This window comes from Vibrio sp. TAP-3B, assembly GCF_057784735.1.
Genome location: NZ_CM173495.1, coordinates 2,398,031 through 2,418,630, shown reverse-complemented (window position 1 = coordinate 2,418,630; position 20,600 = coordinate 2,398,031). Strand labels below are relative to the sequence as shown.

Sequence of the window (20,600 nt, the reverse complement as noted above, 5' to 3'; positions counted from 1 at the left end):
CTTAAAGTTTTGCAGTAATGTTGTCGAGAATATCTTTTTGCGCATCTTTATCGATAGTACGCTCAAGGATTTTCTCAGCACCAGCTACAGCCAGAGTAGCAACTTGTTTGCGCAGCTCATCGCGTGCACGATTGCGCTCAGCTTCAAGTTCTGCTTCTGCTTGCGCTAGGATTTTCTGGCGTTCTACCTGAACTTCCTCGCGAGCTTCATCAAGAATTTGAGACTTGCGCTTATTCGCTTGCTCGATGATCTCAGTTGCTGTGCGCTTCGCTTCTTTCAACTGATCAGAAGCGTTGGCTTGTGCTAGATCCAAGTCTTTTGCAGCACGTTCTGCTGCTTGAAGACCATCAGTAATTTTCTTCTGACGTTCTTCAATCGCTTGCATAATTGGCGGCCATACATACTTCATGCAGAACCACACAAACAGTGCGAACGAAATTGCTTGACCTAGCAGAGTTGCGTTTATGTTCACAACAGCTACCCCTCTATTTGGACTTAGTGTTAATCAGTGACAAGCGCTAATCGCTCGTCCCGAGTTGAAGGTGATTAACCTAGTTGACCAACGAATGGGTTTGCGAAAGTGAATAGTAGCGCGATTACGATACCGATCATTGGAACCGCATCAAGCAGACCCGCGATGATGAACATCTTAACTTGTAGCATAGGAGCCATTTCTGGTTGACGTGCTGCACCTTCTAGGAATTTACCACCTAGTAGTGCGAAACCAATCGCTGTACCAAGAGAAGCAAGACCGACGATAATACCTACCGCGATTGCAGAAAAGCTCAGTAAAGTTTCCATTACTATCTCCAATTTATAGTTGTTGGCTTAGTGCCCAAATAAAAAGCTTAAAAAAATTAATGATCAGGATCTTCGTGTGCCATTGACAGATAAACAATTGTCAACATCATAAATACGAAGGCTTGGATCGTAATAACCAAGATATGGAAGATTGCCCACGGTAGTGAACCCATCCATTGTAAGTACCATGGTAGCATTGCCGCACAAAGAATGAATACAACCTCACCTGCGAACATGTTACCGAATAAACGCATACCCAGTGATAGCGGTTTCGCGAGTAGCGATACCACTTCAATTAATAGGTTAAACGGGATCATGAGTGGGTGATTGAATGGATGTAGTGCAAGTTCTTTTGCGAATCCACCTAGACCTTTCACTTTGATGCTGTAGTAAATCATCAAGGCAAAAACGCCTAGAGCCATAGCCATGGTGATATTCACATCAGCAGACGGTACAACCTTAAGATAAGGAATACCTAGCCAATGTTCTGCTGGGTAAGGTAAGAAGTCGATAGGAACTAAGTCCATCACGTTCATCAAGAATACCCAACAAAAGATAGTCAGTGCTAAAGGCGCGATCAGTGGGTTGCGTCCATGGAACGTGTCTTTGACGTTATTAGCGACAAATTCCACGATCATTTCTACAGCACACTGAAGCTTACCCGGTACACCTGCTGTTGTTTTCTTTGCTACTTTGTAAAAAATCCCAAGGAAAATTAAACCAGTAAACCAAGAAAAAAACAGGCTATCGATATGTACGTTCCAGAAACTTGTCTCCGACCCTACTAAACCCAACTTATACAGCGATAGGTTAGAAAGGTGGTGGGCAATGTATCCGGACGATGTTAGCGCTTCACCTGGCGCAGCCATAACTCATCCTATTTTTTGTTGTTAATGAATAGCACTGGTGCACAGATATTAATACCTAGTACCAGCAAATAGGTTAGTTTGAGGGGAACAAGTTCCACCTGCATATACATGTAGGCAACATAGAACAGTGCAACCGTGATGAGAATTTTCAGTACTTCCCCCGCATAGAAGGAAGCCGCGATGCGCTTGGCAGCGCGTGCTCCACTAAACATGAAAGCACACAGAGCGAATACAGCATTGGCAACAACAAAAATGCCTCCGCCAATCAGCGCTGAAAGTCCCCAATCAGGATTTACGGCTACCGCCATTCCTGCCGCCACAAAAATAACCGCGCCAGACTGGATCATTAACAATTGCCTTGCGAGCTCTCGTCCTGGTCTAGCTAACGCAGCTACCATGTATTCGTACCTCTAGTAATATCCACTTCGCACTAAACTCTCTGTGCAGGGAAATTGACGAAAATTATACGTTCAGTTCAACGTAAAGCAATTCGATTGCATCAAAAACTTACAGTTTTGTTTACAAAACGACAACTTTCGCACAAAATTAGATTAATTGACCTAAATCAATTATCTCACTTAGGCCTCAAGCTTAGCAATTAGTTGGTCTAATCTGTGAGGATCATCAAGACTTATCGTCAATTTCGCTTTTCCGTTTACAGAACGGGTCAGAGAAACTTTCGCATCAAGCTGCTGACTCAATTTATGCGATATTTGCTCAGCTTCGGTATCTTCTTGTTGCGCTTTTTGCTCATTTTGTGGAGCTAAGCACTTTTTTACTAACTGTTCGGTTTGGCGAACGGTCATCTGCTTCTTCGCAACTAGGTGAGCGACTTCCACTTGTTGTTCGCCCTGCAATACCAAGAGCGCACGAGCATGACCCATCTCAAGCCGTTTATCGGCAACCAAATTTTTCACGTCTAACTCTAGCTGATTTAGCCGTAGTAAGTTACTGACGGTCGTTCTCGACTTACCAATTACTTCGGCGACTTGCTGATGCGTTAGTGTAAATTCATCTTGTAGGCGCTCTAAGGCTTGAGATTCTTCAATCACATTCAAGTCTTCACGTTGAATGTTTTCAATCAACGCCATCGCTATCGCAGCGCGATCTTCAACTTTTTTCACCAAACAAGGTACACGCCTTAAGCCTGCTTGCCTCGCTGCACGCCAACGTCGTTCACCAGCGATGATCTCAAACTGACCATTTTCCACTTGGCGAACCACGATCGGCTGAATGATACCTTGAGACTGAATCGAAGCAGCCAGTTCTTCCAACGCTTCCGGTGCCATATCTTTACGCGGTTGGTATACGCCCGGTTGCAATTGACCTATTGTCAAATCGGTCAACTCACCATCCGCCGATAATTCTTGGCTGTGTGATGCGATATGCTGTTTTTCACGAGCATACGAACTGGTCGACAATAACGCATCCAGTCCTTTTCCGAGACCACGCTTAGACATGGGATTGAATTCCTTAGGTTAGTGTTAAACTGGGATTTCTTCGCGGCGGAGCATTTCGCCTGCTAGAGCAAGATACGCTTTGGCACCTGCAGAGTACTTATCGTAGTACATCGCAGGTTTTCCGTGACTTGGCGCTTCGGCCAAACGAACATTACGCGGAATGACCGTGCGGTAAACTTTATTACCAAAGTGTTTTTTAAGTTGATCAGATACTTCATTAGACAAGCGGTTACGCGGATCGTACATCGTACGCAGTAAACCTTCTATTTTGAGGTTTTCATTGACCACGGCCGCTAATTTGCTAATCGTATCCATAAGAGCAGTTAAACCTTCTAACGCAAAGTATTCACATTGCATCGGCACCAGCACAGAATCAGCGGCTGCCATGGCGTTGATTGTAAGAAGGTTTAGCGAAGGAGGACAATCAATAAAGATGAAATCATAGTTATCGCGAACTGACGACAATGTATTTTTCAACCGCACTTCGCGAGCAAACACTTCCATCAATTTAATCTCAGCGGCAGTAACGTCACCGTTCGCCGCAATTAAATCGAATTTCCCCGTTGTTTGGGTGCACACCACTTGCTCAAACGGAGTATCTTCGACCAGAAGGTCGTACGCCGTGGCGTCAACCATGTATTTATCCACACCACTGGCCATCGTAGCATTGCCTTGAGGGTCGAGATCGATCACCAAAACCTTGCGCTTTGTTGCCGCCATCGAAGCCGCTAAATTAATGCACGTTGTTGTTTTGCCGACCCCACCTTTCTGGTTGGCGATTGCTACAATTTTACCCACAACTACCTCGCTAATTTCCCTTACGCGATAAGATTACTAGATGACGATCACCTTCCAGCTGAGGAACAGCCAAAGATATGATCTCTGTCACACTGCACCACTCAGGAAGCTGATCCATTTCATCTTTAGGGTGCTGTCCTTTCAGCGCTAGAAACACCCCATGCTCTTCTTCCGGCAAATGATGGCACCATTCCACCATGTCCGTCATTGAAGCAAAAGCTCTACTTAAAACGCCATCAAATTTTTCTTCCGGCTGGAATTCTTCGACGCGACTTTGAATGGGTGTCACGTTTACCAGCCCTAACGTGTGCACGACTTGCTTAATAAAACGAATCCGCTTACCAAGACTGTCGAGCAAGAAGAACGTTTTTTCCGGCGCCATGATCGCCAGTGGAATCCCTGGTAAACCAGGACCTGTACCAACGTCTATAAATCGCTCACCGGGTAAGTGAGCGCTAACCACTATACTATCAAGAATGTGTTTTACTAACATCTCATGCGGATCTCGCACGGATGTTAAGTTGTACGCTTTGTTCCACTTATCGAGCAGCTCAACGTAACCGACTAACTGCTCGCGCTGTCTATCTGAGACATTTAACTCGGTTTGCGCGATCAGCGCATCCAGTTTTGTGCGAAGTGCACTCATGACTCTTCCTCACCTTTTTTCAGCAAACCGTGCTTCTTCAAGTGAACGAGTAGAATCGAGATAGCTGCTGGGGTAATACCGGCAATACGCGAAGCTATACCAACGCTTTCAGGCTTAGCTTCCGTCAGCTTGGCCACCACTTCATTCGACAAACCTTTCACGTCGCTGTAGTCGATATCCGCCGGCAGTTTTGTGTTCTCATGGCGAAGGGATTTTTCAATCTCATCTTGCTGACGTTTGATGTAACCATCGTATTTAACTTGAATTTCAACTTGCTCAGCCGCTTGTTGATCCTCTAGCGCTGGTGCAAACGCATCCAATTGAGTCAACTGAGCGTAGCTCATCTCAGGACGACGCAGCAGATCCTCACCACTTGCTTCACGTGCCATTGGCGTTTTCAGTAATAGGTTTAACGCCTCAACCCCTTCTGAGTTTGGGTTCATCCACGTCGATTTTAGGCGCTGACGTTCGGTTTCCATGTTATTAATTTTTTCGTTGAAGCGCGCCCAACGAACGTCATCAATCAGACCAAGTTCACGTGCTTTCTCAGTTAAGCGCAAATCGGCGTTGTCTTCACGAAGCAGCAGGCGATATTCCGCGCGGGAAGTGAACATTCGGTACGGTTCTTTAGTCCCCATGGTCGACAAGTCATCAATCAAGACGCCCATGTAAGCTTGATCACGACGCGGATTCCAACCTTCTTTGTCTTGGCTGTACAAGCTTGCGTTCAAGCCTGCCATTAGGCCTTGTGCGGCCGCTTCTTCGTAGCCTGTTGTGCCATTAATCTGACCCGCAAAGAACAAGCCGTGGATAAATTTAGTTTCATATGTTTGCTTCAAATCGCGAGGATCGAAGAAATCGTATTCAATCGCGTAACCAGGACGTACGATATGCGCGTTTTCAAAACCTTTCATCGAACGTACGATTTGTACTTGAACGTCAAACGGCAAGCTCGTCGAGATACCATTCGGGTACAACTCATGCGTAGTAAGTCCTTCAGGCTCGATAAAAATCTGGTGGCTGTTCTTATCCGCAAAGCGCATCACCTTGTCTTCGATAGACGGGCAGTAACGCGGACCAATGCCTTCAATCACACCAGCGTACATTGGGCTACGATCCAAATTATTGCGGATCACATCGTGCGTTTGATCGTTGGTATGGGTGATAAAACATGGGATCTGGCGAGGATGTTGATCTCGCTTCCCCATGAACGAGAATACCGAGGTAGGATTATCACCGTGTTGTGCTTCAAGCACAGAAAAATCGACACTGCGAGCATCAATGCGCGGTGGTGTTCCCGTTTTCAAACGATCCACTCGAAATGGCAGCTCACGCAATCGATCCGCCAATGCGATCGAAGGAGGATCTCCTGCACGACCACCGGAAGAACTTTCCATACCAATATGAATCTTACCACCGAGGAAGGTGCCAACCGTTAACACTACCGCTTTGGCATGGAATCGAAGTCCCATTTGCGTTACAACGCCAACGGCGCGATCTTGCTCAACAATCAGATCGTCAACCGACTGTTGGAACAACGTTAAATTGGGTGCATTTTCTAATGCATTACGAACATACGCTTTGTACAGAGCCCGATCCGCTTGAGCTCGGGTCGCCCGAACTGCCGGACCTTTAGAAGCATTTAGTGTACGAAATTGAATACCTGCATGGTCGATAGCTTCGGCCATCAAACCGCCCATAGCATCCACTTCTTTTACTAAGTGACCTTTACCGATACCACCAATCGCCGGATTGCAAGACATCTGACCTAACGTATCAATATTATGGGTAAGGAGAAGCGTTTTTTGTCCTGTGCGTGCAGATGCGAGTGCGGCTTCCGTTCCTGCGTGTCCGCCACCGACAACAATGACGTCAAAGTTTTCGTGATAAAGCATGAACTGACCTCAGGTATTCAAAGGATTTATTGGACAGATAAAGGAGCCGCATTTTACCTGCTTTATGCCACAGAGAAAAACGTTTTCTTGCTTTATCTTTTTTAGGTTCCAAGCCTATATATAATAGATCTTTATATATGATCTTTTATTAGATCTATTATTAGGATCGACCTCTTCTGTGGATAACGTAAAAATGATCAACAAGATCATGGATCTTAATTGGATCATACCTTGTGATCATGCTTGGATCAGATCGCGTATAAGCTGGGATCAAAATGCCTTGTTATCCACAGGGGCTAAAAAAATAAAAGTTGTTCTTTGGATAACTAAAGGAAATTCACTGGATATTACCGTTGTTATACACAGACTGTTTGGTTGTTTTTTGAGCGGTTGAACGCCGTTATTTGGGGAAAGTTATTCACATGAAAAAAAACAGAGCCGAATGGCGGCTCTGTTAGAAGGGTAATTGAGGACTAAAATCGCTCAATGTGCTCGTTTAACCATGCTTCTGCCGCATCTTCTGGGACCATATGATTGAGCACGTCGATGAGAAAGCAGTCTGCAATCGGGGTTGCTCCGATATCCTCTAAAAGATCGTATGCGTGTCGACCTGCAGCACAAAACGTGTCATAGCTTGAGTCACCAATCGCGATCACGGCAAACTTCACATCCGACATTTTGGGTGGCGTATCTTGCAATGCGGCGATGAAAGGTTGGATATTATCTGGATATTCCCCCGCGCCATGAGTAGAGGTGATCACAAGCCAAGTGCCTTGATTTTCGATCGATTGTAGCGAGGGTTGGTTGTGGATCGTGGTTTCAAATCCGTTTTCATTAAGTAGATCACTGAGGTGATCGCCTACGTATTCGGCGCCACCTAGCGTGCTGCCTGTAATTATGTGGATCATACTTCTTCCTTATTGAATACGACGGCCACCACGTTGCAGAGACGGTGACCGGACAAAAAAACGCGGTATTAAACTCAGTTCAATACCGCGGGTGAGATTACTTCCCGATACAGAAGGAGGAGAAGATGCGACCGAGTAAGTCATCTGAACTGAATTCACCGGTTATCTCATTTAAATGTTGCTGAGTGATACGTAGCTCCTCGGCTAGTATCTCACCCGCCATATAGCCTTCCAGCTGTTCCTGGCCTATTTGAAGGTGCTGTGCGGCGCGCTCCAACGCATCGAGGTGGCGGCGACGTGCCATAAAGCCCCCTTCACGACTCCCCGAGAAGCCCATGCATGCTTTGAGGTGTTCACGCAGTGCCTCAATCCCAGCGCCAGTTTTAGCCGATAGGCGGATAAGCGTTGGATTGTTGACGTGGCAGATCCCCATGTCTTCACCGGTTTGATCGGCTTTATTGCGGATCACTGTCATGCCGATGCTGCTTGGCAGACGATCCACAAAATCTGGCCAGATATCTTTTGGATCGGTGGCATTGGTCGTGGTGCCGTCTACCATAAAGAGTACGCGGTCTGCTTGAGAAATCTCATCCCATGCGCGCTCAATACCAATTTTTTCTACTTCATCAGATGCATCGCGTAGGCCTGCTGTATCAATGATGTGTAGTGGCATACCATCAATATGAATGTGCTCACGCAGTACATCACGTGTGGTGCCTGCTATGTCTGTTACGATTGCGGACTCTTTGCCAGACAGTGCATTGAGTAAGCTTGATTTGCCTGCATTCGGACGGCCTGCGATCACGACTTTCATCCCTTCACGCATGATGGCCCCCTGATTCGCCTCTTTACGCACCGCATCGAGGTTGTCGATAATGGCCTGTAGGTCACCTGACACTTTACCATCGGCCAGAAAATCGATTTCTTCTTCAGGAAAGTCGATGGCGGCTTCTACGTAGATCCGCAAGTGGATAAGTGATTCTACTAACGTTTGTATACGCTGAGAAAACTGACCTTGCAGTGACTGTAAGGCTGATTTGGCGGCTTCTTCTGAGCTGGCATCTATCAAATCTGCAATGGCTTCGGCCTGTGTAAGGTCGAGCTTATCGTTAAGGAATGCGCGCTCAGAGAACTCACCCGGACGAGCGGCGCGAATTCCATGAATACCGAGAATACGCTTGATCAACATATCCATCACGACAGGGCCGCCATGCCCTTGCAACTCAAGCACGTCTTCACCAGTGAAAGAGTGCGGATTTGGGAAGTAAAGAGCGATGCCCTGGTCAAGCACAGTGCCATCTTCGGCTTTAAACGGCAGGTACTCTGCGTAACGAGGCTTTGGTGTCTTGCCTGTGACGGCCTGCGCCACCTGAGTGGCCTTTGGGCCTGAAACACGAATAATACCGACACCGCCACGACCAGGCGCGGTCGCTTGAGCGACAATCGTATCTGTAGTCATAATTTTGCCTTTTGAGCTGGGCTCAAATTGAGCCATAACGTTAATTAGCTGAATTGTAATCAGCCAAAAACAAAAAGGCGACCTTTTGGCCGCCTTTCTCACTCATTTCCTAAAGGATTACTTGCTGTGTAAGCCTTTTTTCTCCAACCCTTTGTAGATTAGAGTTTGCTGGATAAGCGTCACAATGTTCGACACCAACCAGTACAGGACAAGGCCTGATGGGAAGAACAAGAAGAAGAAGGTAAACATCACCGGCATAAAGGTCATGATCTTCTGCTGCATTGGATCCGTCACGGTCGTTGGACTCATCTTCTGGATCAGGAACATTGAAGCACCCATCAATAGTGGCAAGATGTAGTACGGGTCCTGCGCGGATAGGTCATGAATCCAACCGAAGAATGGTGAGTGACGTAGCTCAACCGATTCCATCAGTGCCCAGTATAGTGAGATGAAAATAGGCATCTGTAGAATAAGAGGTAAACAGCCACCGAGTGGGTTTACTTTCTCTTTTTTGTACAGTTCCATCATTTCTTGGCTCATGCGCTGACGGTCATCACCGATACGCTCACGCATTGCTTGCAGCTTAGGCTGTAGCATACGCATTTTGGCCATCGACGTGTATTGCGCTTTGGTGAGCGGGTACATGGCACCACGAACAATAAAGGTCAAACAGATGATGGCTACACCCCAGTTACCAACAAAGCTCTGGATGAATGAAAGCAACATGTGCAGAGGTTTGGCGATAAACCACAACCAGCCGTAATCCACGACGAGATCTAGGTTCGGTGCGACCGCGGCCATTTCATCTTGCAGCTTTGGACCAACCCATAGTGTTGCTTCAAAGTTCGCTTGATCACCCGTTGCGATGGTTTTGTTCGGCATACGCACACCGATATCGCTGAGGTTACCAATCACACGTGTATAGAGGTTAGTGCCTGGCTCATTACGTGGAATCCAAGCAGTTGCAAAGTAGTGCTGGATCATTGCTGCCCAACCTTGGCCATTGGCTAGATTAAGAGACAGGTTGCGATCCTGCATATCATCAAAGCTGTACTTTTTGTAACGCGTGTCTTCTGTGGAGTAAGCACCGCCACGATAAGTTGGCATTGTGATGCTGCCGCCATCGTCCATCAAACTTTGGCGCAAATGAGCGTACATACCGAAGGTGGCATTGTTACCAGAGTTATTCACTACATCGTATTCAACATTAAGCGCGTAGCTGCCGCGTTTAAAGATATAAGTCTTGGTATATTCGATGCCATTGGTAGTGAAAGTCATCGGAACACGAAGTTCATCTTGACCATCAGCCAGCGTAAAGCTGTCTGCACTAACATTGTAGTGAGGGCGATTCGTGCTGCTCAGATCGATACCTTGAGGACCAACAAGACCGCTCTGTGCGATGAATTGGTGACCTTGAGTATTTTTCAGCAGAACAAATGAATCTGATGAATCAAGCTCAGCAGAGTATTCGTTAAGGTTGGCATGTACCACATCGCCACCAACGGTGTCGATCGACAGAGTTAAAACATCAGTCGTTACTGTGATAGTTTTTGCAGAAGCTTGCTGCTGACCAGGAACTGGATCTAGCTCATCAGCAAAAGATGGTGCAGGTAGAGTGCTGCTTGATTGAGCCTGTTCAACTGCTTGAGGTTCTGGATTCTTCGCTACTTGCCATTGTTGAAACAGCAAGAAAGAAACCAGGGCCAGAGCAATGAGCAGGATATTACGTTGAGAATCCATCGTTAGTTATCTCTGTCTTGTTTTTGGACTGGTGGAACGGGGTCATACCCCCCTTCATTCAAAGGATGGCATTTTAATAGACGTTTGCCTGATAACCAACATCCTTTTACAAAACCGTGAGCTCTCAAAGCTTCTAGCGCGTAAGTGGAGCAGGTTGGTGTGAACCGGCAACGAGGACCAATCAAAGGGCTGATAAACCAGCGATAAAGATAAACGAGCCCAATGGCTATCCACGTGAAGGGCGAGACAGGCGTTGCCATAGCTTATCAAACAACTTAAAAATTTCCTCATTGCTTAAATCTTGCGCGCTTTTCTTCGCAATCACAACAAAATCTTTATTTGGAAGTTGATGTTGATTGTGACGAAAGCTTTCACGAGTCAAACGCTTAAATCGGTTACGACCGACAGCAGTTTTGATTTGCTTTTTCGGAACAGCTAAACCTAATCGTGGGTGAGAAAGTTTGTTGTTGCGAGCAATGATGGTGAAATGAGGCGAGCCAGCTCGATGAGCTTGCTGGAAGACGTTTTGATAATGCTCGGGAGTTAACAAACGTAACTCCCGATTAAACGCGTACGTGTTCAAAATAAACTAACGATTATTTTGATAGGCGCGCACGGCCTTTTGCACGACGTGCGTTGATAACTTTACGACCGTTCTTAGTTGCCATGCGAGCACGGAAGCCGTGAGTGCGCTTGCGCTTTAGAACTGTAGGTTGAAAAGTGCGTTTCATGATAATTACCTTTACTGATCAGTAGTTTTAGGTTCTTGTTAAACCCAGCGTTGGTTTTTGTTTTCTTTGTTATAAAGAAACTCTTTATATAGAGAAGAAAAACCGACGCCTCTCAACAAAGAGGCGGAATTGTAATCACACTCACATAATGTGTCAATGACTCAATGAGTACGAAATTCCGGCTGGGCGATTATACGTAGTGTGAGTGAAATCTCAAGGATCAATCGATCTTGATGCCAGATCGTTACTCTATCCCGACTTGGTTAAGGAATTTTTTCAAACGAGGATCGTGTGGATTATTGAAGATATCCTGTGGAGAACCTTGTTCGACAATGTTTCCTTCCGCCATGAAGATCACGCGATCCGCGACCTCTTTCGCAAATTGCATTTCGTGCGTTACCACCAGCATGGTTTGATGTTGGTTCGCTAACTGCTTCATTAAAGAAAGAACTTCGCCGACCAGTTCTGGATCCAGCGCTGATGTCGGCTCATCAAATAATAACAACTCTGGTTGCGGTGCCATTGCACGGCCAATACCGACACGTTGCTGCTGCCCCCCTGAGAGGGCGGCTGGGTAGCTGTCGCCTTTATCTCCCAGACCGATATCATCCAAAATTTGCTGGGCGCGTTTCAGCGCGTCACTTTTTTTCCAGCCACGCACGGTGATCAGACCTTCAGCAACATTTTGGCGAGCATTCATGTGGGCGAACAGCGCATAATTCTGAAATACAAAGCCAGTACGCCGGCGCAGAGCAAGCACCTCTGCTTTCGTGTGCTTCTGCGCATCCACAGAAACATCATCTATAGAGATGCGGCCCTCATCGGCTTGTTCAAGAAAGTTCACGGTACGCAGTAGGGTGGATTTACCTGTACCACTTGAGCCGATGATAACGATGATCTCACCTTGTTGGATATCGAGGTTAATACCTTTCAATACCTCTGTCTCACCAAAACGTTTGTGGATATTTTCTAATTTGATCATCGTATGTACGCCTTATTCAGTTTCACTTCTGCCCAAGTCTGCACGCGAGTCAAAATGACCACTACTCCCCAGTAAATTAATGCAACCGCGAGGAAGGCTTCAAAAAAGCGGAAACTCGATGAGGCTTCCATCTGCGCTTTGGCCATAATTTCTGCTACGCCAAGCGTAAAGGCAAGGGACGTCGACTTAATCATATCGATGAAGTAGTTCATCAGCGAAGGCAGGGCGACACGCGTTGCTTGCGGCAAGACTACGCGACGCATTGCTTGTGAGGTTGTCATGCCAACAGACAAGCTGGCTTCCATCTGGCTGCGATCGATACCAATAATGGCGGCACGAATGCTTTCTGCCATATAAGCGGCAAAGTGCAACGTCAAGCCGATAACCGCCGCTGAGAAAGCGTCGATGCCGACCATCAAGGGGAAGATTTGCGGCAAGCCATAATAAAGCAGGAAAAGTTGAACTAAAAGCGGGGTGCCACGGAAGAAGCTAATGTACAGTTGACTTAATTGATCAAGCACTGGCAGTTTAAATACGCGAATATTGGCTAAAATGACGGATAAAATCAGTGAAAATACTAACCCCCACGTCGCCATTTCCATGGTTGTGCCGAGATATTTCAGTAATATAGGCAGCAATTCCAACATGTAATTAAAGTCAAATCCCATACGGCTTACCTAAAGGCTAGAGAAAAGAAAAGGTGGAAAACCGTGTTCCACCTTACTATGAGTCAATTTTAGGCCGAGAGTGATACCACTTTGCGTCCTAAAGTACAAAGAGTTCTTACTTCGTGATGTCGGCGCCAAACCATTTCACTGAAATTTTCTCAACGGTACCGTCTGCACGCATCTCAGCCAATGCTTTGTTTACGTCGGCTTGCAGTTTGCGACCTTTTTCGTTATCAACGAAAGGCCATGCGTTTTGAATGGTTTCAAATGGTTCGCCAGCAAGCTTGAGTGGCAGTCCCGTTTTTTTGATCAGGGCTAGGGCGGATAAACGGTCCATCACAAACGCATCAGCGCGACCGAGTGCCACATCATGTTCGATACCAGTGTCGTACGTTTTAATGTTGATGGTTCCATCTGTATCGTACTGGCGAAGCAGCTGCTCGAAGTTTGAACCTAAGTTGACAGCAACGGTTTTACCGGCTAAGTCTTCAACACCCTTGATGCTGTCATTGCCTTTACGTACCGTAATCTGTGCGCCATCGACGACATACGGATCAGCAAATAGGTATTTCGCTTGACGTGCGTCAGTCATCGTAATCTGGTTAGAGATAGTATCAATACGGCCTGTCTCTAACAGGCCAAACAAGCCAGAAAAGTTGGCGGTAACGTATTCGATCTTGTAGTCGTTGCGTTTGCCGATTTCATCCCACATGTCGACTTCAAAGCCTTGTAGCTTATCTTGTTTAACAAAAGTAAACGGGAAGTAACGACCTGACATGCCAACTTTGACTTCAGTCGCCGCTTGAACGGTAGCGGCAGACAAAGCGATGGCTGCAACGGCAACCTTAATCCAGTTTTTCATAATACATCTCCATAATTTTATGGTTGGAAATACTACTGTTAGTCAGCTTAATGATAAATAACCAAGAGCAATAACCTAGACCAGAGAGTAATAAGTACTCAAATGATAGAAGACTGATGGCGAAGATGATAAAAATGCGATCGGATTATAGCTATTGATGATCGACAAAATCGCGGTGGCTAATAAAATAATGCACAGACTTATCACCAGTCGCTTGATCTTACCTTTTTCATTCAATGTGGATCGTTGTGTGGGTAAAGTAGGGGTAAGGTGTGGTGATCTCATCTAATTTGCAGAAACAATTGTGCATAACTTGGATCTTATTCACTGGATCATCGATCAATCGCTGGCGATCTTGGTTATCAACAGGTAAAATTGCCAGTCTTTTCCGATAATCCAACTACTCAGTGGGGGCACCGTGTCATCTTCGCTTTGGCTGCAATGTATGCAGCAGCTTCAAGAAGAGCTACCAGCTACAGAATTCAGCATGTGGGTTCGTCCGCTACAAGCGGAGCTCAATGACAATACTCTCACTCTATTCGCGCCAAACCGCTTTGTGTTGGACTGGGTGCGTGATAAGTATCTGAACAGTATTACTCGGTTACTGCAGGATTACTGTGGGGGCGATATCCCTAACTTGCGTTTTGAAGTAGGTAGCCGACCTGTTTCTAAACCTAAACCGGTACCGACACGCACACCCGCTGATGTGGCGGCAGAATCGTCTGCCCCTGCCCAATTACAGGCACGGAAACCTGTACATAAAATGTGGGACGATGACGCACAGGCTATTGCGAACATTCATCACCGTTCAAACGTAAACCCAAAGCACAAGTTCAACAACTTTGTGGAAGGTAAGTCGAACCAGCTTGGTTTGGCAGCGGCACGTCAGGTATCGGGTAACCCGGGTGCAGCCTACAATCCTTTGTTCTTATATGGTGGTACGGGTTTAGGTAAAACGCACTTATTGCATGCCGTGGGTAATGCGATTGTGGATAACAAGCCAAATGCGAAAGTGGTATACATGCACTCTGAGCGTTTTGTGCAAGACATGGTAAAAGCGCTACAAAATAACGCGATTGAAGAATTCAAACGTTATTACCGCAGTGTTGACGCATTGCTTATCGATGATATCCAGTTTTTTGCGAATAAAGAGCGTTCGCAAGAAGAGTTTTTTCATACCTTTAACGCATTGCTTGAAGGCAACCAGCAGATCATCCTGACTTCAGACCGTTACCCAAAAGAGATCAACGGTGTCGAAGATCGTCTTAAATCGCGTTTTGGTTGGGGTCTCACGGTTGCGATTGAGCCTCCTGAGTTAGAAACGCGTGTTGCGATCTTGATGAAAAAAGCGGAAGACCATCAAATCCACCTTGCCGATGAAGTGGCATTCTTTATTGCGAAACGTTTACGTTCTAATGTCCGTGAGCTGGAAGGCGCCTTGAACCGCGTCATCGCCAATGCCAACTTTACTGGTCGTCCAATCACGATCGATTTTGTGCGTGAAGCGCTGCGCGACTTACTGGCGCTTCAAGAAAAGCTTGTCACCATCGACAATATTCAGAAGACGGTGGCGGAATACTACAAAATTAAAATTGCGGATCTACTGTCTAAACGTCGGTCTCGTTCGGTTGCTCGTCCTCGTCAGTTGGCGATGGCACTGGCTAAAGAGCTGACTAACCACAGCTTGCCTGAGATCGGGGATGCATTTGGTGGTCGTGACCACACGACCGTATTGCATGCGTGTCGCAAGATTGAGCAGCTGCGTGAAGAGAGCCACGATATTAAAGAAGATTACTCAAACTTGATTCGCACCCTGTCTTCGTAATCGGTTAGAATAACCGTATTCTAAGCCAATCATTTATTAAGCTGACAGCGTAAAGAGCCAAGCATGAAATTTACCATTGAACGTAGTCATTTAATCAAACCGCTACAGCAAGTTTCGGGCGCTTTAGGTGGCCGACCAACTCTGCCAATTTTAGGTAACCTACTGCTCAAAGTAGAAGAGAACGTGTTGTCGATGACCGCAACCGATCTAGAAGTGGAATTGGTGAGCAAAGTGACGCTAGAAGGGGATTGTGAAACGGGCAGTATTACCGTTCCTTCTCGTAAGTTTCTTGATATCTGCCGTGGCCTGCCGGATGATGCGATCATCACTTTCGTACTCGAAGGCGATCGTGTGCAAGTTCGTTCTGGCCGTAGCCGTTTTTCATTAGCCACGCTCCCAGCCAATGATTTCCCCAATATCGAAGATTGGCAAAGTGAAGTGGAAGTCTCACTAACCCAAGCGGATCTACGTGCACTGATTGAAAAAACACAGTTCTCAATGGCGAACCAAGACGTTCGTTATTATCTCAATGGGCTGCTGTTTGAAATTGAGGGGGCAACACTACGCAGTGTGGCGACCGATGGTCACCGGATGGCGGTCTCGCAAACCCAGCTCGGGGCGGATTTTGCGCAAAAGCAAATTATCGTGCCGCGTAAAGGTGTCCAAGAGTTAGTTAAATTGATGGATGCGCCAAAACAACCTGTGGTATTGCAAATTGGTAACTCTAATGTGCGTGCTGAAGTGAATAATTTTACCTTCACTTCTAAATTGGTTGATGGTCGTTTTCCTGATTATCGCCGCGTATTGCCGCAAAACACCAACAAAACCTTAGTGGCAAGTTGTGATGAATTGCGTCAAGCCTTTTCTCGAGCTGCGATTCTATCAAATGAAAAATTCCGAGGGGTTCGAGTCAACCTAGCGGATACCGAAATGCGCATTACCGCCAACAACCCAGAGCAAGAAGAAGCGGAAGAGATGCTGGATGTGACCTTTGAGGGTGACGCCATCGAAATCGGCTTCAATGTCAGTTATGTTTTGGATGTTCTGAATACACTGCGTTGTGAACATGTGCGCGTGTCGATGTCGGATGCCAACGCCAGTGCGTTGATTGAAAATGCGGACGATGACAGTGCCATGTACGTGGTGATGCCAATCCGTCTATAAGCCAACTGAATGCCTCTTTCTCGCCTCATCATTCAGCAGTTCCGCAATGTTAAAGCCTGTGATATTGCGTTATCAGCAGGGTTTAACTTTCTTATCGGGCCGAATGGCAGCGGTAAAACCAGTGTTTTGGAAGCGGTGTACCTGCTCGGGCATGGTCGTTCATTCAAGAGCTCTTTAACCGGGAGAGTGATACAAAATGAGTGCGATGAGCTGTTTGTTCATGGTCGTTTTTTGAACTCGGATCAATTTGAGCTACCTATCGGCATTAATAAGCAGCGTGATGGCTCAACAGAGGTTAAAATAGGCGGTCAATCTGGGCAGAAATTAGCGCAGTTGGCACAAGTGCTGCCTCTGCAGTTGATACACCCGGAAGGGTTTGATTTATTGACTGATGGACCAAAACATCGGCGTGCGTTTATTGATTGGGGCGTGTTTCATACTGAGCCTGCATTTTATCAAGCGTGGGGTCGGTTTAAACGACTCAACAAACAACGAAACGCACTGTTAAAAAGCGCCAATGGTTATCGAGAGCTCAGTTACTGGGATCGGGAAATGGCGCGTTTGGCAGAAAACATCAGTCAGTGGCGAGCGTATTATATCGAACAGATGAAAACGGTCGCAGAAAGTCTCTGTCAGACATTTTTGCCAGAATTTGAGATCCAATTGAAGTATTATCGAGGCTGGGATAAAGATACCCCATACCAAGAGATACTAGAAAAGAATTTTGAGCGCGATCAGGCCTTGGGATACACCTTTAGTGGCCCAAATAAAGCTGATTTGCGCATTAAAGTGAACGGAACGCCCGTTGAAGATGTTCTGTCACGCGGTCAATTAAAACTCATGGTGTGTGCATTGCGTGTCGCGCAAGGGCAACACCTGACGCAAATGACCGGTAAACAATGCATTTACCTAATTGACGACTTCGCGTCGGAATTAGATAGCCAACGTCGCAAGCGTCTTGCTGACTGCTTAAAAGAGACGGGTGCACAAGTATTTGTAAGCTCTATCACTGAAAACCAGATCGCCGATATGTTGGACGAAAATGGTAAATTGTTTCATGTGGAACACGGCAGGATAGAGTCAAACTAGAAGAGAGAAACTCATGTCTGAAAATTACGATTCATCGAGTATTAAGGTACTGAAGGGTCTGGATGCGGTACGTAAGCGTCCAGGAATGTACATCGGCGACACGGACGACGGCACCGGCCTTCACCACATGGTTTTCGAGGTGGTGGATAACTCAATTGATGAAGCGTTGGCAGGTCACTGTAAAGACATCGTTGTGACAATTCATGAGGATAACTCGGTTTCCGTTAGCGATGATGGTCGTGGCATTCCAACAGAAATCCACTCAGAGGAAAATGTCTCTGCAGCAGAAGTCATCATGACGGTACTTCACGCGGGTGGTAAGTTCGACGATAACTCATACAAAGTCTCTGGTGGTCTTCACGGGGTTGGTGTTTCAGTAGTAAACGCACTGTCTGAGAAAGTTGAGCTGACGATTCATCGTGGTGGCCATACTTATACCCAAACTTACCGTCATGGTGAGCCTCAAGCGCCACTAACAGCGGTGGGAGAGACTGATAAAACCGGTACGACGATCCGTTTCTGGCCAAGTTCTGAAACCTTCACCAACACTGAGTTCCATTACGATATCTTAGCGAAACGTCTACGTGAGTTATCGTTCCTTAACTCTGGCGTGTCAATCAAACTGGTTGACGAGCGTGAAGCGGATAAACACGATCACTTCATGTATGAAGGTGGTATTCAAGCATTTGTTGATCACCTAAATACCAACAAAACACCCATTATCGATAAAATCTTCCATTTCAACTTTGAGCGCGAAGATGGCATTTCAGTGGAAGTGGCGATGCAATGGAATGATGGTTTCCAAGAGAACATCTTCTGTTTTACCAACAACATTCCTCAACGTGATGGTGGTACTCACCTTGCTGGTTTCCGATCAGCGCTCACTCGTACGTTGAACAACTTTATGGATAAAGAAGGTTTTTCCAAGAAAGCGAAAACGGCGACCTCAGGCGATGATGCACGTGAAGGTCTTACGGCGGTGGTTTCTGTCAAGGTGCCCGATCCTAAGTTCTCAAGCCAAACCAAAGACAAGCTGGTTTCTTCGGAGGTGAAAGCCGCGGTTGAATCTGCAATGGGTGAGAAGCTATCAGAGTTCTTGATAGAGAACCCAACTGAAGCGAAGATGGTTTGTTCGAAAATCATCGATGCAGCGCGTGCGCGTGAAGCGGCACGTAAAGCACGTGAAATGACGCGTCGTAAAGGTGCGCTCGATCTCGCCGGCCTTCCAGGTAAATTGGCGGATTGTCAGGAAAAAGATCCGGCACTCTCTGAACTTTACATTGTGGAGGGTGACTCTGCAGGCGGCAGTGCTAAGCAGGGTCGTAACCGTAAGAATCAGGCAATCCTACCGTTAAAAGGTAAGATCCTGAACGTAGAGAAAGCCCGTTTCGATAAGATGCTGTCTTCGCAAGAGGTAGCAACACTAATCACCGCGCTTGGTTGTGGTATCGGTCGTGACGAGTACAACCCAGATAAACTGCGTTACCACAGCATCATCATCATGACGGATGCGGATGTCGATGGTTCGCACATCCGTACCCTATTGTTGACTTTCTTCTACCGTCAAATGCCAGAGCTTATTGAGCGAGGCTACGTGTACATTGCTCAGCCACCGCTATACAAAGTGAAAAAAGGCAAACAAGAGCATTACATTAAAGACGAAGAAGCGATGAATCAGTACCAAGTCTCATTGGCACTGGACAACGCCGCTCTGCATGTCAATCCTGATGCTCCAGCTTTGGCGGGTGAAGCGTTAGAGAAAATGGTGCAACAATACAATGCCGGTATTAAGCTGGCAGAGCGCATGAGCCGCCGCTACCCAAGTGCGTTAGTGAACGAACTGATTTACACCCCTCGTCTAACGCCAGAACAGTGTCACGATGCTGCGGCAGTAGAAGCGTGGACTAAGCAGCTTATCGAACAGCTAAACGCGAAAGAAGTGGGTGCAAGCCAATACAGCTATCAAGTCGAGCAACACGCTGAACTGGGCTTAAACCTACCTAAGATTATCGTACGTACTCATGGTGTGACTCATGAGCATGCGATTAGCGTTGATTTTCTCAACTCGAAAGAATACGGCAAACTGGCGGATTTATCAGAAGCGTTGGATGGGCTGTTAGAAGAGGGGGCTTACATCAAACGTGGTGAACGAACGCTTGCGGTTTCTAGCTTTGCAGAAGCATTAGAGTGGTTGGTTAAAGAGTCCATGCGAGGTCTAAGCCGTCAGCGTTACAAAGGTCTCGGTGAGATGAACCCCGACCAGCTGTGGGAAACGACGATGGATCCAGAAACACGTCGCATGATGCAAGTCACGATTGAAGATGGCGTAGGCGCTGACCAACTGTTTACCACACTAATGGGTGATCAAGTTGAGCCGCGTCGTAACTTCATCGAAGAGAATGCACTCAAGGTTGCAAACCTAGACGTGTAACAACCCCTGCTCTTCATAACGAAATAATCATCATTAAAAAGCAGCGATTTATCGCTGCTTTTTTTGTTTTTTATGAGGGGGTAAATCGCCACTTTATTCCAAGTCTTCTGCTTTTCCGGTACAAACCGCCAACGCTGTATTCAATGTTGCGATTTTATATTTGTTTTATTGCTTCCTTGCCACTTTGTGCGCTTTGGTGCTTTTGCTTTCTTTTTTCCTCTCGCTATAGTGCTGGAGAGCTTACAAATAAGAGGTTGAGACAAATGGTGATG

At 46.5% G+C, this 20,600-nt stretch carries 21 protein-coding genes; 4 read left to right on the top strand and 17 right to left on the bottom strand.

The window, feature by feature from the left end:
- Position 1: 1 nt before the first annotated feature.
- The 17 genes from atpF to AC3D28_RS11325 all read right to left on the bottom strand — a co-directional run bounded on the left by atpF (position 2) and on the right by AC3D28_RS11325 (position 13,819).
- The gene (gene atpF / locus AC3D28_RS11405) at positions 2-472 is read right to left on the bottom strand and encodes a F0F1 ATP synthase subunit B (protein ID WP_098417011.1); all 471 of its coding nucleotides are present in this window, start codon (positions 470-472) and stop codon (positions 2-4) included.
- Between the two features lie 74 nt (positions 473-546).
- Positions 547-801: a F0F1 ATP synthase subunit C gene (gene atpE, locus AC3D28_RS11400; RefSeq protein ID WP_002540812.1), complete on the bottom strand. Its 255-nt coding sequence runs from the start codon at positions 799-801 to the stop codon at positions 547-549.
- A gap of 56 nt (positions 802-857) precedes the next feature.
- The gene (gene atpB / locus AC3D28_RS11395; protein WP_098417013.1) at positions 858-1,670 is read right to left on the bottom strand and encodes a F0F1 ATP synthase subunit A; all 813 of its coding nucleotides are present in this window, start codon (positions 1,668-1,670) and stop codon (positions 858-860) included.
- 8 nt (positions 1,671-1,678) lie between these two features.
- Entirely contained in the window at positions 1,679-2,068 is a 390-nt protein-coding gene (locus AC3D28_RS11390) for a F0F1 ATP synthase subunit I (RefSeq protein WP_098417015.1), read from the bottom strand.
- A gap of 180 nt (positions 2,069-2,248) precedes the next feature.
- A complete protein-coding gene (locus tag AC3D28_RS11385) occupies positions 2,249-3,130 on the bottom strand; it encodes a ParB/RepB/Spo0J family partition protein (RefSeq protein ID WP_098417017.1) in 882 nt (293 codons plus the stop codon).
- Between the two features lie 24 nt (positions 3,131-3,154).
- Positions 3,155-3,928 (bottom strand): ParA family protein, encoded by a 774-nt coding sequence (locus AC3D28_RS11380; RefSeq protein ID WP_488534805.1) that lies wholly within the window; start codon positions 3,926-3,928, stop codon positions 3,155-3,157.
- 10 nt (positions 3,929-3,938) lie between these two features.
- Entirely contained in the window at positions 3,939-4,574 is a 636-nt protein-coding gene (gene rsmG, locus AC3D28_RS11375; RefSeq protein ID WP_488534804.1) for a 16S rRNA (guanine(527)-N(7))-methyltransferase RsmG, read from the bottom strand.
- Complete coding sequence (gene mnmG / locus AC3D28_RS11370; protein WP_488534803.1) at positions 4,571-6,469, bottom strand: tRNA uridine-5-carboxymethylaminomethyl(34) synthesis enzyme MnmG; 1,899 nt, start codon at positions 6,467-6,469, stop codon at positions 4,571-4,573. The genes rsmG and mnmG overlap by 4 nt, the downstream gene beginning before the upstream one ends.
- 473 nt (positions 6,470-6,942) lie before the next feature.
- Positions 6,943-7,377 (bottom strand): FMN-binding protein MioC, encoded by a 435-nt coding sequence (gene mioC / locus AC3D28_RS11365; protein WP_488534802.1) that lies wholly within the window; start codon positions 7,375-7,377, stop codon positions 6,943-6,945.
- 97 nt (positions 7,378-7,474) lie between these two features.
- Positions 7,475-8,836, bottom strand: a complete 1,362-nt coding sequence (gene mnmE / locus AC3D28_RS11360) for a tRNA uridine-5-carboxymethylaminomethyl(34) synthesis GTPase MnmE (protein WP_098417139.1) — start codon at positions 8,834-8,836, stop codon at positions 7,475-7,477.
- 117 nt (positions 8,837-8,953) lie between these two features.
- Complete coding sequence (gene yidC, locus AC3D28_RS11355; RefSeq protein WP_488534801.1) at positions 8,954-10,576, bottom strand: membrane protein insertase YidC; 1,623 nt, start codon at positions 10,574-10,576, stop codon at positions 8,954-8,956.
- A gap of 2 nt (positions 10,577-10,578) precedes the next feature.
- Positions 10,579-10,836, bottom strand: a complete 258-nt coding sequence (gene yidD / locus AC3D28_RS11350) for a membrane protein insertion efficiency factor YidD (protein WP_005378822.1) — start codon at positions 10,834-10,836, stop codon at positions 10,579-10,581.
- Positions 10,803-11,126, bottom strand: a complete 324-nt coding sequence (gene rnpA, locus AC3D28_RS11345) for a ribonuclease P protein component (protein ID WP_257145778.1) — start codon at positions 11,124-11,126, stop codon at positions 10,803-10,805. The genes yidD and rnpA overlap by 34 nt, the downstream gene beginning before the upstream one ends.
- A 46-nt stretch (positions 11,127-11,172) precedes the next feature.
- Positions 11,173-11,307 carry a 50S ribosomal protein L34 gene (rpmH, locus tag AC3D28_RS11340; protein WP_005378825.1) on the bottom strand — a complete coding sequence of 45 codons (135 nt, stop codon included), beginning with the start codon at positions 11,305-11,307 and terminating at the stop codon, positions 11,173-11,175.
- A gap of 244 nt (positions 11,308-11,551) precedes the next feature.
- Positions 11,552-12,289 carry an amino acid ABC transporter ATP-binding protein gene (locus tag AC3D28_RS11335; protein WP_098417052.1) on the bottom strand — a complete coding sequence of 246 codons (738 nt, stop codon included), beginning with the start codon at positions 12,287-12,289 and terminating at the stop codon, positions 11,552-11,554.
- A complete protein-coding gene (locus AC3D28_RS11330; RefSeq protein ID WP_488534800.1) occupies positions 12,286-12,957 on the bottom strand; it encodes an amino acid ABC transporter permease in 672 nt (223 codons plus the stop codon). Before AC3D28_RS11330 ends, AC3D28_RS11335 begins: the two co-directional genes overlap by 4 nt.
- A 115-nt stretch (positions 12,958-13,072) precedes the next feature.
- Positions 13,073-13,819 (bottom strand): amino acid ABC transporter substrate-binding protein, encoded by a 747-nt coding sequence (locus AC3D28_RS11325; RefSeq protein ID WP_098417056.1) that lies wholly within the window; start codon positions 13,817-13,819, stop codon positions 13,073-13,075.
- A gap of 418 nt (positions 13,820-14,237) precedes the next feature.
- Between AC3D28_RS11325 and dnaA the strand changes: the two genes are divergently transcribed.
- The 4 genes from dnaA to gyrB all read left to right on the top strand — a co-directional run bounded on the left by dnaA (position 14,238) and on the right by gyrB (position 20,328).
- A complete protein-coding gene (gene dnaA, locus AC3D28_RS11320) occupies positions 14,238-15,644 on the top strand; it encodes a chromosomal replication initiator protein DnaA (RefSeq protein WP_098417057.1) in 1,407 nt (468 codons plus the stop codon).
- 63 nt (positions 15,645-15,707) lie between these two features.
- Positions 15,708-16,808 carry a DNA polymerase III subunit beta gene (dnaN, locus tag AC3D28_RS11315; protein WP_488534799.1) on the top strand — a complete coding sequence of 367 codons (1,101 nt, stop codon included), beginning with the start codon at positions 15,708-15,710 and terminating at the stop codon, positions 16,806-16,808.
- A 9-nt stretch (positions 16,809-16,817) separates the two neighbouring features.
- On the top strand, positions 16,818-17,897 hold the full coding sequence (gene recF, locus AC3D28_RS11310; RefSeq protein ID WP_098417061.1) for a DNA replication/repair protein RecF: 1,080 nt from the start codon (positions 16,818-16,820) through the stop codon (positions 17,895-17,897).
- Positions 17,898-17,910: 13 nt separating this feature from the next.
- Positions 17,911-20,328 carry a DNA topoisomerase (ATP-hydrolyzing) subunit B gene (gene gyrB / locus AC3D28_RS11305; RefSeq protein WP_488534798.1) on the top strand — a complete coding sequence of 806 codons (2,418 nt, stop codon included), beginning with the start codon at positions 17,911-17,913 and terminating at the stop codon, positions 20,326-20,328.
- Positions 20,329-20,600 lie beyond the last annotated feature (272 nt).

What these genes read in the sequence shown, in the direction of transcription:
- atpE (WP_002540812.1), bottom strand. Translation starts at nt 801, where the DNA reads ATGGAAACTTTACTGAGCTTTTCTGCAATCGCGGTAGGTATTATCGTC.
- atpB (WP_098417013.1), bottom strand. Translation starts at nt 1,670, where the DNA reads ATGGCTGCGCCAGGTGAAGCGCTAACATCGTCCGGATACATTGCCCAC.
- AC3D28_RS11390 (WP_098417015.1), bottom strand. Translation starts at nt 2,068, where the DNA reads ATGGTAGCTGCGTTAGCTAGACCAGGACGAGAGCTCGCAAGGCAATTG.
- AC3D28_RS11385 (WP_098417017.1), bottom strand. Translation starts at nt 3,130, where the DNA reads ATGTCTAAGCGTGGTCTCGGAAAAGGACTGGATGCGTTATTGTCGACC.
- rsmG (WP_488534804.1), bottom strand. Translation starts at nt 4,574, where the DNA reads ATGAGTGCACTTCGCACAAAACTGGATGCGCTGATCGCGCAAACCGAG.
- mnmG (WP_488534803.1), bottom strand. Translation starts at nt 6,469, where the DNA reads ATGCTTTATCACGAAAACTTTGACGTCATTGTTGTCGGTGGCGGACAC.
- mioC (WP_488534802.1), bottom strand. Translation starts at nt 7,377, where the DNA reads ATGATCCACATAATTACAGGCAGCACGCTAGGTGGCGCCGAATACGTA.
- mnmE (WP_098417139.1), bottom strand. Translation starts at nt 8,836, where the DNA reads ATGACTACAGATACGATTGTCGCTCAAGCGACCGCGCCTGGTCGTGGC.
- yidC (WP_488534801.1), bottom strand. Translation starts at nt 10,576, where the DNA reads ATGGATTCTCAACGTAATATCCTGCTCATTGCTCTGGCCCTGGTTTCT.
- yidD (WP_005378822.1), bottom strand. Translation starts at nt 10,836, where the DNA reads ATGGCAACGCCTGTCTCGCCCTTCACGTGGATAGCCATTGGGCTCGTT.
- rpmH (WP_005378825.1), bottom strand. Translation starts at nt 11,307, where the DNA reads ATGAAACGCACTTTTCAACCTACAGTTCTAAAGCGCAAGCGCACTCAC.
- AC3D28_RS11335 (WP_098417052.1), bottom strand. Translation starts at nt 12,289, where the DNA reads ATGATCAAATTAGAAAATATCCACAAACGTTTTGGTGAGACAGAGGTA.
- AC3D28_RS11330 (WP_488534800.1), bottom strand. Translation starts at nt 12,957, where the DNA reads ATGGGATTTGACTTTAATTACATGTTGGAATTGCTGCCTATATTACTG.
- AC3D28_RS11325 (WP_098417056.1), bottom strand. Translation starts at nt 13,819, where the DNA reads ATGAAAAACTGGATTAAGGTTGCCGTTGCAGCCATCGCTTTGTCTGCC.
- dnaN (WP_488534799.1), top strand. Translation starts at nt 15,708, where the DNA reads ATGAAATTTACCATTGAACGTAGTCATTTAATCAAACCGCTACAGCAA.
- recF (WP_098417061.1), top strand. Translation starts at nt 16,818, where the DNA reads ATGCCTCTTTCTCGCCTCATCATTCAGCAGTTCCGCAATGTTAAAGCC.
- gyrB (WP_488534798.1), top strand. Translation starts at nt 17,911, where the DNA reads ATGTCTGAAAATTACGATTCATCGAGTATTAAGGTACTGAAGGGTCTG.